A 16,442-nucleotide genomic window follows, 5' to 3' on the forward strand; every position below is an offset into this window, starting at 1 on the left:
GTCTGGTTCCAGGGGGAGGGCCGAGCGCCCTCCCCCGGACAGTCCCCGGACCCCGAAGACCGTGACTGACACGACCCGAAAGAGGGATTGACGAGAGTGCTCGACGTCAACTTCTTCGACGAGCTGCGGATTGGCCTGGCCACGGCTGACGACATCCGTCAGTGGTCCCACGGCGAGGTCAAGAAGCCGGAGACCATCAACTACCGCACCCTCAAGCCTGAGAAGGACGGACTCTTCTGCGAGAAGATCTTCGGCCCCACCCGGGACTGGGAGTGCTACTGCGGCAAGTACAAGCGCGTCCGCTTCAAGGGCATCATCTGTGAGCGCTGCGGCGTCGAGGTGACCCGCGCCAAGGTGCGCCGGGAGCGGATGGGCCACATCGAACTGGCCGCGCCCGTCACGCACATCTGGTACTTCAAGGGTGTGCCCTCGCGCCTGGGCTACCTGCTCGACCTCGCCCCGAAGGACCTGGAGAAGGTCATCTACTTCGCCGCGTACATGATCACGTACGTGGACGAGGAGCGCCGCGCCCGCGACCTGCCGTCGCTGGAGGCCCACATCTCCGTGGAGCGCCAGCAGATCGAGCAGCGCCGCGACGCCGACCTGGAGGCCCGCGCCAAGAAGCTGGAGGCCGACCTGGCCGAGCTCGAGGCCGAGGGCGCCAAGGCCGACGCCCGGCGCAAGGTGCGCGAGAGCGCCGAGCGCGAGATGAAGCAGATCCGCGACCGCGCCCAGCGCGAGCTGGACCGCCTGGAAGAGGTCTGGAACCGTTTCAAGAACCTCAAGGTCCAGGACCTTGAGGGCGACGAGCTGCTCTACCGCGAGCTGCGCGACCGCTTCGGCACCTACTTCGACGGTTCGATGGGCGCCGCCGCGCTGCAGAAGCGGCTGGAGACCTTCGACCTGGAGGAGGAGGCCGCCAAGCTCCGCGAGATCATCCGCACCGGCAAGGGCCAGAAGAAGACCCGCGCCCTCAAGCGCCTGAAGGTCGTCTCGGCGTTCCTCCAGACCTCCAACAGTCCCAAGGGCATGGTGCTGGACTGCGTGCCGGTGATCCCGCCGGACCTGCGCCCGATGGTGCAGCTGGACGGTGGCCGCTTCGCCACCTCCGACCTGAACGACCTGTACCGCCGCGTCATCAACCGGAACAACCGCCTGAAGCGGCTTCTCGACCTCGGCGCGCCCGAGATCATCGTCAACAACGAGAAGCGCATGCTCCAGGAGGCCGTCGACGCGCTGTTCGACAACGGCCGCCGCGGGCGTCCGGTGACCGGTCCCGGCAACCGGCCGCTGAAGTCCCTGTCCGACATGCTCAAGGGCAAGCAGGGCCGCTTCCGCCAGAACCTGCTGGGCAAGCGCGTCGACTACTCGGCCCGTTCCGTGATCGTCGTCGGCCCGCAGCTGAAGCTGCACCAGTGCGGTCTGCCCAAGGCCATGGCGCTCGAGCTGTTCAAGCCGTTCGTCATGAAGCGCCTGGTGGACCTCAACCACGCCCAGAACATCAAATCGGCCAAGCGCATGGTCGAGCGCCAGCGCACCGTCGTGTACGACGTCCTCGAAGAGGTCATCGCCGAGCACCCGGTGCTGCTCAACCGTGCGCCGACGCTGCACCGGCTGGGCATCCAGGCGTTCGAGCCGCAGCTGGTCGAGGGCAAGGCCATCCAGATCCACCCGCTGGTGTGCACGGCGTTCAACGCGGACTTCGACGGCGACCAGATGGCCGTCCACCTGCCGCTGTCCGCGGAGGCACAGGCCGAGGCCCGCATCCTGATGCTGTCCTCGAACAACATCCTCAAGCCGGCCGACGGCCGCCCGGTCACCATGCCGACGCAGGACATGGTGCTCGGCCTGTTCTTCCTCACCACGGACGAGGAGGAGCGCGAGGTCATCGGCGAGGGCCGGTCGTTCTCCTCCACCGCCGAGGCCATCATGGCCTTCGACGCGGGGGAGCTGTCCCTCCAGGCCAAGGTGGACATCCGGTTCCCGGTCGGCGCCGTGCCGCCCCGCGGCTGGACCCCGCCGGAGCCGGAGGATGGTGAGCAGACCTGGCAGCCGGGCGACCCCTTCCGCCTGCGCACGACGCTGGGCCGCGCGCTGTTCAACGAGCTGCTCCCGGAGGACTACCCCTTCGTGGACCAGACCGTGGACAAGAAGCGCCTGAGCCAGATCGTCAACGACCTGGCCGAGCGTTACCCCAAGGTGGTCGTCGCCGCCACGCTGGACAACCTGAAGTCGGCGGGCTACTACTGGGCGACCCGTTCCGGCGTCACCATCGCCGTCTCCGACATCGTGGTGCCCGACGCCAAGCCGGAGATCCTGGCGACCTACGATGCGCAGGACGAGAAGCTCCAGAAGCAGTACGAGCGCGGTCTGATCACCAAGGACGAGCGGACCCAGGAGCTCATCGGCATCTGGACCAAGGCGTCCAACGAGGTCGCCGAGGCGATGAGCCGGAACTTCCCGAAGACCAACCCGATCTTCATGATGGTGGACTCGGGTGCCCGAGGGAACATGATGCAGATGCGCCAGATCGCGGGTATGCGCGGTCTGGTGTCGAACGCGCGGAACGAGACGATCCCGCGTCCGATCAAGGCATCGTTCCGCGAGGGTCTCACCGTGCTGGAGTACTTCATCTCCACGCACGGCGCCCGCAAGGGTCTGGCCGACACCGCCCTGCGGACCGCCGACTCCGGTTACCTGACCCGGCGCCTGGTGGACGTCTCGCAGGATGTGATCATCCGCGAGGAGGACTGCGGCACCGACCGCGGCCTGAAGCTGGCGATCGCCACCAGGGGCGAGGACGGCGAGCTGCGCAAGGCGGAGAACGTCGAGTCGAGCGTGTACGCCCGCTGCCTCGCCGAGGACGTCGTCGTCGACGGCAAGGTGCTGGCCCCCGCCGGGACCGACCTGGGCGACGTGCTCATCGACGAGCTGATCAGCCACGGCGTCGAGACCGTCAAGACCCGCTCGGTGCTCACCTGCGAGTCCGCGGTCGGCACCTGCGCCATGTGCTACGGCCGCTCGCTGGCCACCGGCAAGCTGGTGGACATCGGCGAGGCCGTCGGCATCATCGCGGCGCAGTCCATCGGTGAGCCCGGTACGCAGCTGACGATGCGGACCTTCCACACCGGTGGTGTCGCCGGTGAGGACATCACGCAGGGTCTGCCGCGTGTGGTCGAGCTCTTCGAGGCCCGCACGCCCAAGGGCGTCGCGCCGATCTCCGAGTCGGCCGGCCGGGTGCGGATCGAGGAGACCGAGAAGACCAAGAAGGTCATCGTCACGCCGGACGACGGCTCGGACGAGACCTCCTACGCGGTGTCCAAGCGCGCCAGGCTGCTGGTGGACGAGGGCGACCACGTGGAGGTCGGCCAGCCGCTGACGGTGGGTGCGGCCAACCCGCACGACGTGCTGCGCATCCTCGGCCAGCGCGCGGTGCAGGTCTACCTGGTCAACGAGGTCCAGAAGGTCTACAACTCGCAGGGCGTGTCCATCCACGACAAGCACATCGAGATCATCGTCCGGCAGATGCTGCGCCGGGTGACGATCATCGAGTCCGGCGATGCCGAGCTGCTGCCCGGTGAGCTGGTGGAGCGGTCGAAGTTCGAGGCCGAGAACCGCCGTGTCGTGGCGGAGGGCGGCCAGCCGGCCTCCGGCCGTCCGCAGCTGATGGGTATCACGAAGGCGTCGCTGGCCACCGAGTCGTGGCTGTCGGCGGCCTCCTTCCAGGAGACGACCCGGGTCCTGACGGACGCGGCGATCAATGCCAAGTCCGACTCGCTGATCGGCCTGAAGGAGAACGTGATCATCGGTAAGCTCATCCCGGCCGGAACGGGTCTGTCCCGGTACCGGAACATCCGGGTCGAGCCGACCGAGGAGGCGAAGGCCGCGATGTACTCGGCCGTCGGGTACGACGACATCGACTACTCGCCCTTCGGCGCCGGATCCGGCCAGGCCGTCCCGCTGGAGGACTACGACTACGGCCCCTACCAGGGCTGACAAGGCGCTGCACGGCCCTGTGCGGCCCGGCCACCGGCACCCGCCGGCGGCCGGGCCGTTCGTCTAGAGCGGAGCGGGCAATCCCATTTTGACCCTGGCCCTTGCGCTCGGTACTCTCTGACCTTGTGCCTGGGGTGTTCCCTGCGCTTATTCGGCGTTAGCCGAGGCGGCAGCCAGAACTCCGGGATCTGCATTACTACCGCGCTCGCGGGGTCCCGTGCAGTCTTCGACACGCCCGACCGCGTGGGTCGGGGAGTGTTCCAGGTTAGCTTTACCGAGATCGGCACAGAGAAACCGGAGAAACGGTGCCAACGATCCAGCAGCTGGTCCGGAAGGGCCGGCAAGACAAGGTCGAGAAGAACAAGACGCCCGCGCTTGAGGGTTCGCCCCAGCGCCGTGGAGTGTGCACCCGTGTGTTCACCACCACACCGAAGAAGCCGAACTCGGCCCTGCGCAAGGTCGCGCGTGTGCGTCTGAGCAATGGGATCGAGGTCACCGCTTACATTCCTGGAGAGAACCACAATCTCCAGGAGCACTCCATCGTGCTGGTGCGCGGGGGGCGTGTGAAGGACCTGCCGGGCGTGCGTTACAAGATCATCCGCGGTTCTCTTGACACCCAGGGCGTCAAGAACCGCAAGCAGGCTCGCAGCCGCTACGGCGCCAAGAAGGAGAAGTAAGCATGCCTCGCAAGGGCCCTGCCCCGAAGCGCCCGGTCCACGTTGACCCGGTCTACGGGTCTCCTCTGGTGACGTCTCTCATCAACAAGGTGCTGCTGCACGGCAAGCGCTCCACCGCTGAGCGCATCGTGTACGGCGCCCTTGAGGGCCTGCGGGAGAAGACCGGCAACGACCCGGTCATCATCCTCAAGCGTGCCCTGGAGAACGTGAAGCCGACCCTTGAGGTCCGCTCCCGCCGCGTCGGTGGCGCGACCTACCAGGTGCCGGTCGAGGTCCGCCCGGGCCGCTCGTCCACGCTCGCGCTCCGCTGGCTGGTGGGCTACGCCCGTGCCCGCCGTGAGAAGACGATGACGGAGCGGCTGATGAACGAGCTGCTGGACGCGTCGAACGGCCTCGGCGCTTCTGTCAAGAAGCGCGAGGACACCCACAAGATGGCCGAGTCCAACAAGGCCTTCGCGCACTACCGCTGGTAGTCGCGGCCCACCGAGACCGAGAGAAGAGCAAGCCAGATGGCTACCACTTCACTTGACCTGGCCAGGGTCCGGAACATCGGGATCATGGCCCACATCGACGCGGGCAAGACGACGACCACCGAGCGGATCCTCTACTACACCGGCATGAGCTACAAGGTCGGTGAGGTCCACGACGGTGCCGCCGTCACCGACTGGATGGAGCAGGAGCAGGAGCGGGGGATCACCATCACCTCCGCCGCTGTCACCTGCCACTGGACCGTCGATGGCGTCGACAACACGATCAACATCATCGACACGCCCGGTCACGTGGACTTCACCGTCGAGGTGGAGCGCTCGCTGCGCGTCCTGGACGGCGCGGTGACGGTGTTCGACGGCGTCGCCGGTGTCGAGCCCCAGTCCGAGACCGTCTGGCGTCAGGCCGACCGCTACGGCGTGCCGCGGATCTGCTTCGTGAACAAGCTGGACCGCACGGGCGCCGACTTCTTCCGCTGCGTCGACATGATCGTGGACCGCCTCAACGCGACTCCGCTGGTCATGCAGCTGCCTATCGGTGCCGAGGCCGACTTCCAGGGTGTCGTGGACCTCGTCCAGATGAAGGCGCTGGTCTACTCGCCCGAGGCCAAGCTCGGCGAGATGTACGACGTCGTCGACATCCCCGAGAACATGCGCGAGCAGGCCGACGAGTGGCACAACAAGCTCGTCGAGGCCGTCGCGGAGAACGACGAGGAGATGATGGAGCTGTACCTGGAGGGCGGCGAGCCCTCCGCGGAGCAGCTCGCGGCGGCGATCCGCCGGGTCACCCTCGCCTCCACGGGCGGCGACGACGGCATCACCGTCACTCCGGTGTTCTGCGGCACCGCGTTCAAGAACAAGGGCGTGCAGCCCTTGCTCGACGCGGTGGTGCGCTACCTGCCCTCGCCGCTCGATGTCGAGGCCATCGAGGGGCACTCGCCGAAGGACGCCGAGGAGATCATCGCCCGCCGGCCGTCCGAGGAGGAGCCGCTCGCGGCCCTGGCGTTCAAGATCATGAGCGACCCGCACCTGGGCAAGCTCACGTTCGTCCGGGTCTACTCCGGTGTGCTCACCTCCGGCGCCCAGGTCATGAACTCCGTGAAGGGCAAGAAGGAGCGCATCGGCAAGATCTACCGGATGCACGCGAACAAGCGTGAGGAGATCGAGAGCGTCGGTGCGGGCGACATCTGCGCCGTCATGGGCCTGAAGCAGACCACCACGGGTGAGACGCTCTCGGACCCGAACAACCAGGTCATCCTGGAGTCCATGGACTTCCCGGCCCCGGTCATCGAGGTGGCCATCGAGCCGAAGTCCAAGGGTGACCAGGAGAAGCTGGGCGTCGCGATCCAGCGGCTGGCCGAGGAGGACCCGTCCTTCCAGGTCAAGGCCGACGAGGAGACCGGCCAGACCATCATCGCCGGCATGGGCGAGCTGCACCTGGACGTGCTGGTCGACCGCATGAAGCGGGAGTTCAAGGTCGAGGCCAACGTCGGCAAGCCGCAGGTTGCCTACCGGGAGACGCTGCGGCGCCCGGTCGAGAAGGTCGAGTACACGCACAAGAAGCAGACCGGTGGCTCCGGCCAGTTCGCGAAGGTCCAGATCAGCCTGGAGCCCCTGGAGGGCGACGGCTACGAGTTCGTCAACCAGATCACCGGTGGCCGCATCCCCCGGGAGTACATCCCCTCGGTGGACGCGGGCTGCCAGGAGGCGATGGAGTTCGGCGTGCTCGCCGGCTACCCGCTGACCGGTGTGAAGGTGATCCTGACCGACGGCGCGTACCACGAGGTGGACTCGTCGGAGATGGCCTTCAAGATCGCCGGTTCCATGGCGTTCAAGGAGGCCGCGCGGAAGGCCAGCCCTGTCCTGCTCGAGCCGCTGATGGCCGTCGAGGTCACCACGCCCGAGGAGTACATGGGTGACGTCATCGGTGATATCAACTCCCGCCGTGGCCAGATCCAGGCCATGGAGGACCGCAGCGGCGCCAAGGTCGTCAAGGCGCTGGTCCCGCTGTCGGAGATGTTCGGTTACGTGGGTGACCTGCGGAGCAAGACCTCCGGCCGTGCGAGCTACAGCATGCAGTTCGACTCCTACGGCGAGGTACCCAAGAACGTCTCCGAGGAGATCATCGCGAAGGCGAAGGGCGAATAACCCTTAAGCTGGAGCAATGGGGTGATCGGGGGCCTTTGCGGCCCCCGGCCGCCGGCCCTTAACAAGCGAAACGGTCAAGGGCGTCCCCTCGGGGTCCTGACCGGTTCGGTACGACCACCTGAAACCTTCCGCAAGACGCGGAGGGCGTACAGCACCAGTCCACAGGAGGACCCCAGTGGCGAAGGCGAAGTTCGAGCGGACTAAGCCGCACGTCAACATTGGCACCATCGGTCACATCGACCACGGCAAGACGACGCTTACCGCGGCGATCACCAAGGTGCTGCACGACACGTACCCGGAGCTCAACGAGGTTTCGGCGTTCGAGAACATCGACAAGGCGCCTGAGGAGCGTCAGCGCGGTATCACCATCTCCATCGCGCACGTCGAGTACCAGACGGAGTCCCGTCACTACGCCCACGTCGACTGCCCGGGTCACGCGGACTACATCAAGAACATGATCACCGGTGCCGCTCAGATGGACGGCGCCATCCTCGTGGTCGCCGCCACCGACGGCCCGATGCCGCAGACCAAGGAGCACGTGCTCCTGGCCCGCCAGGTCGGCGTGCCGTACATCGTGGTCGCCCTCAACAAGGCGGACATGGTGGACGACGAGGAGATCATGGAGCTCGTCGAGCTCGAGGTCCGTGAGCTGCTCACCGAGTACGAGTTCCCGGGCGACGAGGTTCCGGTCATCAAGGTCTCCGCTCTGAAGGCCCTGGAGGGCGACCCGGAGTGGTCCAAGAGCATCCTCGAGCTGATGAAGGCTGTCGACGAGTCGATCCCGCAGCCGCAGCGTGACATCGACAAGCCATTCCTGATGCCGATCGAGGACGTCTTCACCATCACCGGCCGCGGCACCGTGGTCACCGGCCGCATCGAGCGCGGCACGCTGAAGGTGAACGAGAACGTCGACATCGTCGGTATCCGCGAGGAGAAGGTCTCCACGACCGTCACCGGCATCGAGATGTTCCGCAAGCTGCTCGACGAGGGCCAGGCCGGTGAGAACGTCGGTCTGCTGCTCCGTGGTGTCAAGCGCGAGGACGTCGAGCGCGGCCAGGTTGTCATCAAGCCGGGCTCGGTCACCCCGCACACGGAGTTCGAGGGCCAGGCCTACATCCTCTCGAAGGACGAGGGGGGCCGCCACACCCCGTTCTTCAACAACTACCGTCCGCAGTTCTACTTCCGTACCACGGACGTCACCGGCGTGGTGCACCTCCCCGAGGGCACCGAGATGGTCATGCCGGGCGACAACACCGAGATGCGCGTCGAGCTGATCCAGCCCGTCGCCATGGAGGAGGGCCTGCGGTTCGCCATCCGCGAGGGTGGCCGCACCGTGGGCGCCGGCCAGGTCACCAAGATCATCAAGTGACCCGGGCCGCCTGAGGGCGGCAGAGCCTCACGGCCTGCGCAGGGCCCCGCTCCCGTACCGCACGGGGGCGGGGCCCGCTGCCTTTCCGGTGTCGCCGGCTGGGCGCCGGCAGGTGCCGTCCCGGCGAGGGCTGCCCGCCCTCCCTTCCGCCGTCCCCCCGTCGCCCGCTCGGCGCGCAATCCGACCGTTCGCCGAGTGGCGGCGTCGGCCGCCTGCCCGTGTCGTGTGACGCTCCTTACATTTCCCGGAGCAGTCCCCGACAGGAGCCGGTAATGACGACGACGCGTTCCGTCCCCGAAGGAACAGAACCACCGCCGGGCGAGGACCTCACGGCCCGCTCGGTGGCCATGCACGACGACCCCCGCTTCCACGATCTGCGCGCCCGGCTGCTGCGGTTCGTGGTGCCCGTGAGCATCGGCTTTCTCGCCTGGTACCTGCTGTACGTGCTGATGTCGGCCTATGCCCGCGGCGTGATGGCCACGGACATCGTCGGCAGCTTCAACGTGGCTCTGGTGTTCGGCCTGCTCCAGTTCGTCACGACGTTCGGCATCGCGATCGCCTACTCCCGTTACGCCGGCCGCCGGTTCGACCCGCTCGCCGACGAGCTGCGCGGGGAACTGGAGTCCGGCGGCCCGGCCGTGCCGCCTGCCAGGAAGGGGGACGAGGCGTGATCACGCTGGCACAGGCTTCCGGCTCGCAGGAGCGGCTGATCACCGTCATCCTGTTCGGCCTGCTCATCGCCACCACCATCGGCATCACCGTGTGGGCGAGCCGCCGCACCAAGTCGGCCACCGACTTCCACTCCGCCGGCCGGGGCTTCAGCGGCATCCAGAACGGCTTCGCCATCGGCGGCGACTACATGTCGGCCGCCTCCTTCCTCGGCATCGCCGGCATGATCGCCCTCTTCGGCTACGACGGCTTCCTGTACTCGATCGGCTTCCTCGTCGCCTGGCTGGTGGCGCTGCTGCTCGTCGCCGAGCTGCTGCGGAACTCCGGCCGGTTCACGATGGCCGACGTCGTGTCGTACCGGATGCGGCAGCGGTCCGTCCGCACCGCCGCGTCGGTGTCCACGCTGACCGTCTCGATCTTCTACCTGCTGGCCCAGATGGTCGGCGCGGGCGCGCTGGTCGCGCTGCTGCTGGGCATCGAGGAGGGCGAGACGTACCTCGGGATGAGCGCCGACACCACGAAGATCGTCGGCATCGTCGTCGTCGGCATCCTGATGGTCATCTACGTGTCGTTCGGCGGCATGACCGGCACCACCTGGGTGCAGATCGTCAAGGCCGTCATGCTCATGGGCGGCGCTCTGCTGGTGACCCTGCTGGTGCTGGCGATCTACGACTTCAACCTCGGGTCGCTGATGAACGACGCCGCGGCGGCCAGCGGCGCCGGCGACGCGTTCCTCGAACCAGGGCAGCGGTACGGCGTCGAGGTCGCGGGCGACGCCTGGCAGACCATGGTCAACAAGCTGGACCTGATCAGCCTCGGCCTCGCCCTGGTGCTGGGCACGGCCGGACTGCCGCACATCCTGATCCGCTTCTACACCGTTCCGGACTCCCGGACCGCGCGGAAGTCGGTCAACTGGGCCATCGGCATCATCGGCTGCTTCTACCTGCTGACCCTGGTGCTCGGCTTCGGCGCCGCCGCGCTGGTGGGAGCGGAGGCCATCGCGGGCCAGAACAGCGCGGGCAACACCGCGGCGCCCATGCTCGCCCAGGAGGTCGGCGACCACTTCGGCGGCGAGTTCTGGGGCGCGGTGATGCTGGCGTTCATCGCGGCCGTCGCCTTCGCGACCATCCTGTCCACGGTCGCCGGGCTGACGATCGCCTCCTCGTCCTCGCTGGCGCACGACTTCTACAACGCCGTGCTCCGCAAGGGGCAGGCCTCGGAGAAGGAGGAGGTGCGGGTCGCCCGGTTCGCCGCCATCGGCGTGGGGGCGGTCGCCATCGTCCTCGCCGTCTTCTCGCAGAACCTCAACGTCGCCTTCCTGGTCGCCCTGGCCTTCGCCATCGCGGCCTCGGCCAACCTGCCGGTGATCCTGCTCAGCCTGTTCTGGCGGCGGTTCAACACCACCGGTGCGCTGGCCGGCATCTACGGCGGCCTGATCAGCTCCGTCGGCCTGGTGTTCTTCTCGCCCGTCGTCTCCGGCAAGGGCGTCGACGCCGAGGGGAACAGCCTGTCCCTCTTCCCCGCGAGCGTGGACTTCCACTGGTTCCCGCTGGAGAACCCGGGCCTGGTGTCCATCCCGCTGGGCCTGCTCTGCGCCATCGTCGGCACCCTGCTGTCGAAGGAGTCCGACGACGAGCGTTTCGCCCGTCTCCAGGTGCGCGCCCTGACCGGCGCGGGAGCCGAGCGCGCGTCCTCCCACTGACCTCCGCGCGCCTCACCGCGCTGCAACGCACCACGAGACCGCCGGGCCTCCCACCCGGCACCCTCCCCGGGGCCCGAGTGCCCTCCTCGGGCCCCGGGCGTCCCCCTCCGGTCCGCCGCCGGGGACGCCCCGCCGCCGCGCCTCCCGGCAGCAGAATTCGGGTAATCGGGTGACCTGGCCACGAGGTTGCCGTCACACTGGGCACATGAGGGATCACCCGTGGAACACGCCGCGTCACCTGACCATCAGGGTCACCCGGCGCGACGACCCCGTCTCCGCCGTCACCGAGCAGGACGCCTGCCGCGCCGCCGTGCGGTACCCGAGCATCGTCATCCGCGGCCCCGTCTTCGGCTACGCCGAGCAGCGCCCCGAGGACGCCCCCGCCTGGCGCCTGCTCAGCGACGTCGCCGACGGCTATCCCCAGCACTCCCGCGACGGCCTCATCTCCCATCTGTGGACCAAGGCCCAGACCGAGACGCGCCCCGGCGACCGGCTGCGCGCCCACCTGATGGCCGCCATCGCCCGCCTCCAGCGCGAGCCGCCCGCCAACGAACTCACCGCGGGCACCACCCGCTATCGCGTCGTCCGCGCCGACGAGTTCGCCCGCATCGGCCCCGACGGCATCGAAGGACCCCGCCCCACCGACCCCGACGACCCCCGCCGTGACATCGGCGCTCCCGGCCGCCGCCCCAGCTGCCGCACCACCGGCTTCCTCATCGACCACGCCCGGGCCACCGGCATCGCCGAGTCCATCCAGCGCATGGAGCTGCTCGCCCTGCGCTACCGCTCGCCCCGCATCCCCCGCGCCGCCCGCGAGGACTCACGCCGCGCCGTGCGCACCCACCCCGGCGTCGTCCTGCTGCCCGCCGCCTTCACCTTCGCCGAACGCAAGGGCACCTCCTGGGAGCCGATGGCCGGCCTGCTGCCCACCCCCCAGGACGCCCGCGCCGTGCTCTTCAGCTACCTCACGGAGTTCCTCCCGGCCCTCGAACGCGACGTCCCGCACGAGCACGCCCGGCGCTACGCCGCCGCCGCCGAGGCGTACCGCTCCGGCCCCCCGCGCGACGAACTGCGCGTGCTCGGCCGCCGCTTCCGCGTCATCCGCGTCGAACGCATGATGCGCATCGGCCCCGACGGGCCCGAGCCGCCCCGCCCCAGCGACCTGGACCCCTACGGCCCCACCCGGCTCGACCCCTACCCGGGCGCCCCGCCCGCACCGCCCGCCGGCGGCTGAGCGGGCGCCGCCGCGCGCCCCGTCCGGATCGACCAGACCGCGTCCTAGCCCTACAAGCCGGGCACCCGCCTGGACTACCGTGCGGGCCATGCTGGACCGGATGCGAGCACGCAGAGCCGAGTCGCGCCCCGGGGCGGACCACACCGTGCGCGTGCTGCGCGCGGTCGCCGGCCTCGGCGACGACCTGCGCGAGGGCCTGTCCGGGCGCGGCGGCACCCAGGCCGCCAAGCGGCTGCGCCGGCTGCTTCAGGCCCGCACCGTCGTCCTGGCCGATCTCGACGGACCCGTCGCCACGGCGGGCCCCGCGCCCCAGGGCGACGAGGCCGACGCGCTCGCCGCGCTGCTGGCCCAGACCTACGAGCAGGCCGCCCTGGCCCGGCGCCCGCCCTGGTGCGCCGTGCCCCTGCTCGTCGCGGACGACCTGACCGGCGCGATCGCCGTCCGCTACGGCGACGGCCCGGCCGGCAGCGCCCGCGACGGCGACCCGGCCCGCGAAGCCGAACTCGACGCCCTCGCGCCCCTCGTCGCCCGCGCCCTCGACCACGCCGCGCTGCGCCGCGCCCGCAGCCGCATCGCCCAGGCCGAGCTGCGCACCCTGCGGGCCCAGATCTCCCCGCACTTCCTCCACAACGCGCTCGCCGTCATCGGGGCGCGTATCCGCACCGACCCCGACCGCGCCCGCACCCTGCTCAACGACTTCGCCGACTACCTGCGCTACAACTTCTCCACCAAGGGCGACTACGCCACCGTCGCCGACGAACTCCAGGCCATCCAGACCTACCTGGAGCTCCAGCGCGCCCGCTTCGACGACCGCATGGACCTCACCGTCCGGATGGCCCCCGAGATCCTGCCGGTCGCCATCCCGTTCCTCGTCATCCAGCCGCTCGTGGAGAACGCCGTCCGCCACGGCCTGGAGCCCAAGCCTGGCCCCGGCTCCATCAGCGTCTCCGGCTACGGCGAGGGGCCGTTGTGCGTGATCGAGATCGAGGACGACGGCGTCGGCATGGACCCCGCCTACGCCCAGGCCCTGCTCGCCGGGACCGGCCCGCCCAAGGACGCCGCCGGCGACGTCGGCCGCCGCCGGGTGGGCCTGGCCAACGTCGACGAACGCCTGCGCACCGTGTACGGGCCCGAGTACGGGCTCGTCATCGAGACCGCGCCCGGCAGCGGCACCAAGGTCGTCGTCCGGGTGCCCCGGTTCCAGCGAGGGGTGCTGGCCACATGACCGGAATCACGGGAATGACCGGGACGGCCGCGCCGGCGCGGTCCGCCCGGCTGCGCGCCCTCGTCGTCGAGGACGAGGCGTCCACGCGGCAGGAACTGGCGTCCCTGCTCGCCGCGATGCCGGAGATCGCCACCGTCCGCGAGGCGGACAGCGGCGAGTCGGCCGTGCGGCTGCTGGGCACCGAGACGTTCGACGCCGCGTTCCTCGACATCTCCATGCCGGGACTGGACGGCATGGAACTCGCCCGCCTGCTGGCCGTGCTGTCCTCGCCGCCCGCCATCGTCTTCGTCACCGCCTCCGAGTCCCACGCCGTCGAGGCGTTCGGTATCGGGGCCGCGGACTACCTCCTCAAGCCGCTGCGGCCCGAGCGCCTGGCCGAGGCCGTCTCCCGCGTCCTGGCGCTGCGCCGCCCCGGGCGCGGCCCGGCCGCCCCGGCCGCGCCGGCGCAGCAGCCCGCCGACGAACTGGCCGTCGTGCAGATCGAGACCGGGCGCCACACCCTGTTCATCCACCGCGACGACATCCAGTTCGCCGAGGCGCACGGCGACTACGTGCGCCTGCACACCGCCGAGGGCAGCCACCTCATCCGGCTGTCCCTGTCCTACCTGGAGGAGGTCTGGGCGTCCGCCGGGTTCGTGCGCGCCCACCGCGGCTACCTGGTGTCCGTCAACTGGGTCCGCGACCTGCACGTCACCAGCTCCTCCGGGCTGCTCGCCCGCACCCCCGCCGGGGACGTTCCGGTCAGCCGCCGCCACGCCAGGGAGCTGAAGGAACGGCTGCTCGCCGCCGTCCGGGACGAGCAGCGGTGAGCCAGCAGCGGCGGGTGCGGATCACCAGCCCGCAGACCCGGATCGCGCTCTCCCGGCGCCACCGGCCGGCCCAGCACCTGGTGCCGCTGCCCGCACCCGGCACCGAGGACGAGGCGCTCGACGCCCGGGCCCGGGCGGTCTTCGCGCGGCAGCGGCGGCTGGCCGTGCGCACCATGGCCGCGCTGGGCACGCTGCTGTTCGGCCTGTCCGGCCTGCTCGGCGCCTTCCCCGGGCTCGGCGATGTCGCCGTCGCGGGCATCCCCGCCTCCTGGCTGCTGCTGATGACCGCGTCCTATCCGCTGCTGCTGCTCATCGCGGCGCTGCACGTCCGCGCCGCGGAGCGCATCGAGGACGACAGCCGCCGCGGCGGCGGACAGGGCACATGACCGGCCTGCTCGCCATCGGACTGCTGCTGGCCGCCAGCATGGCCATCGGCGTCTACGGGGTGCGCGCCGCGCGCACGACGCCCGACTTCCTGGTCGCCTCGCGCCGCATCGCCCCCGGCTGGAACGCCATGGCCATCGCGGGGGAGTACGTCTCGGCGGCCTCCGTGCTGGGGCTGGCGGGCATGATGCTCAAGGACGGCGTGGGCAGCCTGTGGTACGCGGTCGGCTTCACCGCCGGGTACGTCGCGGTCGTCGCCCTCGTCGCCGGGCCGATGCGCCGCTCCGGCGCGTACACCGTGCCGGACTTCGCCGACTACCGGCTGGGCTCGCAGGCCATCAGGAAGCTGTGTGCGGTCATCGTCCTGGTCATCATGTGGATGTACCTGGTGCCGCAGTTCAAGGGCGCCGGGGTGGTGCTGCACCTGGTCAGCGGCACGCCCTACTGGGTGGGCGTGGTGCTCGCCGGGTTGGTGGTCTGCGTCTCGATCGCCGCCGGGGGCATGCGCTCGGCCACGTACGTGCAGGGCTTCCACTACCTGGTCAAGCTCGTCTTCATCGCGGTGCCCGCCGTCTTCCTGTTCGCGCACGCGGGCCCGGAGGCCCGGCAGCGGGCGCTGACCGTGGAGACCGGCGAGTGGAGCAGGCCGCTGCTCGACCTGGCCGGCGCCGGGGAGCCGCTGCTGTCCACGTGGTCCGTGCTGCTCGCCACGACGCTCGGGGCGGCCGGGCTGCCGCACGTCATCATGCGGTTCCACACCAGCGCCACGGCGCGGGTGGCCCGGCGGGTGGCGGTCGGCGTCATCGTGCTGCTGGGGCTGTTCTACCTCTTCCCCGCGGTGTACGGGCTGCTCGGCCGGGTCTTCACCCGCGATCTGGTCGGCAGCGGCGACACGGACACCGTCACGGTGGTGCTGCCGGGCGAGATCATCGGCGGGGTCTTCGGAGAGGTGCTGACGGCCGTGGTCGCGGCGGGTGCCTTCGCCGCCTTCCTGTCCACGTCCTCCGGGCTGCTGATGGCGCTGGCCGGCGGGCTCTCGCACGACCTCTCGCGCGCCAGCCTGCCGCGGCTGCGGGCGGCGGTGGCGGCGGGGGCGCTGGTCGCCGTCGTGCTGTCGCTGCCGGCGGAGCGGGTGGACATCAACGTGCTCGTCGGCTGGGCGTTCGCGGTGGCCGCCTCGACGTTCTGCCCGCTGCTGGTGCTGGGCATCTGGTGGCGCGGCCTGACGCTGGTGGGGGCCGCCGCCGGGCTGACGACGGGGGTGTGCGCGGCGTCGGGGGCGGCGCTGGCCTCGGTCGTGTGGGACCCGGGGCCCGGCTGGCTGGTGGTGCTGCTGGCCCAGCCGGCCGCCTGGACGGTGCCGCTGGCGTTCGCGGTGATGGCGGGGGTCTCGCTGCTGGGCACCCCGCCCGACTGGGCCGAGCGCGCCGTGCTCCGGCTGCACGTCTAACGTGGAGATGAGCGGGGAGGCGCAGGGCCGTGACCGGCGCCCGGCGGGTAGCCGGCGGGCGGTCCGCGGCGGCGGTCAGCAGGACGTCCGCGGTAAGCGGGGCGCTGTCCGGCCGATTGGCGGGCGTCGCGCCTCCTGTGGCACACTGACCAGGTTGCTCGGTTGAGAGCTGATGTCGCGCGCCTCCCGCCGGGAGGACTGGAAGCGAGTCCCACTGTATTCGTCGCGCCTGATCAGGCGCGGAAATACCGGGATCTTCCGGGAAGCGCTGGCGGAGCTTGATACCAGGCACCC

General features: G+C 70.0%; 12 protein-coding genes. All 12 read left to right on the forward strand.

Annotation, left to right across the window (positions count from 1 at the left end):
- Window positions 1-96 precede the first annotated feature (96 nt).
- The 12 genes from JK356_RS02660 to JK356_RS02715 all read left to right on the forward strand — a co-directional run bounded on the left by JK356_RS02660 (window position 97) and on the right by JK356_RS02715 (window position 16,148).
- The gene (locus tag JK356_RS02660; RefSeq protein ID WP_201865845.1) at window positions 97-3,996 is read left to right on the forward strand and encodes a DNA-directed RNA polymerase subunit beta'; all 3,900 of its coding nucleotides are present in this window, start codon (window positions 97-99) and stop codon (window positions 3,994-3,996) included.
- A 305-nt stretch (window positions 3,997-4,301) separates the two neighbouring features.
- A complete protein-coding gene (gene rpsL / locus JK356_RS02665) occupies window positions 4,302-4,673 on the forward strand; it encodes a 30S ribosomal protein S12 (RefSeq protein WP_049572471.1) in 372 nt (123 codons plus the stop codon).
- Between the two features lie 2 nt (window positions 4,674-4,675).
- The gene (rpsG, locus tag JK356_RS02670) at window positions 4,676-5,146 is read left to right on the forward strand and encodes a 30S ribosomal protein S7 (RefSeq protein WP_201865846.1); all 471 of its coding nucleotides are present in this window, start codon (window positions 4,676-4,678) and stop codon (window positions 5,144-5,146) included.
- A gap of 36 nt (window positions 5,147-5,182) precedes the next feature.
- The gene (gene fusA, locus JK356_RS02675) at window positions 5,183-7,306 is read left to right on the forward strand and encodes an elongation factor G (RefSeq protein ID WP_201865847.1); all 2,124 of its coding nucleotides are present in this window, start codon (window positions 5,183-5,185) and stop codon (window positions 7,304-7,306) included.
- Window positions 7,307-7,481: 175 nt separating this feature from the next.
- Window positions 7,482-8,675, forward strand: a complete 1,194-nt coding sequence (gene tuf / locus JK356_RS02680; RefSeq protein WP_201865848.1) for an elongation factor Tu — start codon at window positions 7,482-7,484, stop codon at window positions 8,673-8,675.
- 272 nt (window positions 8,676-8,947) lie between these two features.
- The gene (locus JK356_RS02685; RefSeq protein WP_201865849.1) at window positions 8,948-9,346 is read left to right on the forward strand and encodes a DUF485 domain-containing protein; all 399 of its coding nucleotides are present in this window, start codon (window positions 8,948-8,950) and stop codon (window positions 9,344-9,346) included.
- Window positions 9,343-11,046, forward strand: coding sequence for a cation acetate symporter (locus JK356_RS02690; RefSeq protein ID WP_201865850.1), 1,704 nt, complete (start codon window positions 9,343-9,345; stop codon window positions 11,044-11,046). The genes JK356_RS02685 and JK356_RS02690 overlap by 4 nt, the downstream gene beginning before the upstream one ends.
- Window positions 11,047-11,251: 205 nt before the next feature.
- Complete coding sequence (locus JK356_RS02695; RefSeq protein ID WP_201865851.1) at window positions 11,252-12,280, forward strand: DUF5954 family protein; 1,029 nt, start codon at window positions 11,252-11,254, stop codon at window positions 12,278-12,280.
- A gap of 100 nt (window positions 12,281-12,380) precedes the next feature.
- Window positions 12,381-13,505 (forward strand): sensor histidine kinase, encoded by a 1,125-nt coding sequence (locus JK356_RS02700; RefSeq protein ID WP_236670640.1) that lies wholly within the window; start codon window positions 12,381-12,383, stop codon window positions 13,503-13,505.
- Window positions 13,502-14,314 carry a LytTR family DNA-binding domain-containing protein gene (locus JK356_RS02705; RefSeq protein ID WP_236670641.1) on the forward strand — a complete coding sequence of 271 codons (813 nt, stop codon included), beginning with the start codon at window positions 13,502-13,504 and terminating at the stop codon, window positions 14,312-14,314. The genes JK356_RS02700 and JK356_RS02705 overlap by 4 nt, the downstream gene beginning before the upstream one ends.
- The gene (locus JK356_RS02710) at window positions 14,311-14,700 is read left to right on the forward strand and encodes a hypothetical protein (protein ID WP_201865852.1); all 390 of its coding nucleotides are present in this window, start codon (window positions 14,311-14,313) and stop codon (window positions 14,698-14,700) included. Before JK356_RS02705 ends, JK356_RS02710 begins: the two co-directional genes overlap by 4 nt.
- Window positions 14,697-16,148, forward strand: a complete 1,452-nt coding sequence (locus JK356_RS02715) for a cation acetate symporter (protein WP_201865853.1) — start codon at window positions 14,697-14,699, stop codon at window positions 16,146-16,148. The genes JK356_RS02710 and JK356_RS02715 overlap by 4 nt, the downstream gene beginning before the upstream one ends.
- Window positions 16,149-16,442: the final 294 nt, after the last annotated feature.

The sequence above is a fragment of the Streptomyces sp. 7-21 genome, from assembly GCF_016741785.1.
In the GTDB taxonomy this organism is placed as follows: Bacteria; Actinomycetota; Actinomycetes; order Streptomycetales; family Streptomycetaceae; genus Streptomyces.

Excerpts from the sequence above, each read along its gene's own strand:
- rpsG (WP_201865846.1), top strand. The coding sequence starts at position 4,676 with ATGCCTCGCAAGGGCCCTGCCCCGAAGCGCCCGGTCCACGTTGACCCG.
- fusA (WP_201865847.1), top strand. The coding sequence starts at position 5,183 with ATGGCTACCACTTCACTTGACCTGGCCAGGGTCCGGAACATCGGGATC.
- JK356_RS02685 (WP_201865849.1), top strand. The coding sequence starts at position 8,948 with ATGACGACGACGCGTTCCGTCCCCGAAGGAACAGAACCACCGCCGGGC.
- JK356_RS02695 (WP_201865851.1), top strand. The coding sequence starts at position 11,252 with ATGAGGGATCACCCGTGGAACACGCCGCGTCACCTGACCATCAGGGTC.
- JK356_RS02700 (WP_236670640.1), top strand. The coding sequence starts at position 12,381 with ATGCGAGCACGCAGAGCCGAGTCGCGCCCCGGGGCGGACCACACCGTG.
- JK356_RS02705 (WP_236670641.1), top strand. The coding sequence starts at position 13,502 with ATGACCGGAATCACGGGAATGACCGGGACGGCCGCGCCGGCGCGGTCC.
- JK356_RS02715 (WP_201865853.1), top strand. The coding sequence starts at position 14,697 with ATGACCGGCCTGCTCGCCATCGGACTGCTGCTGGCCGCCAGCATGGCC.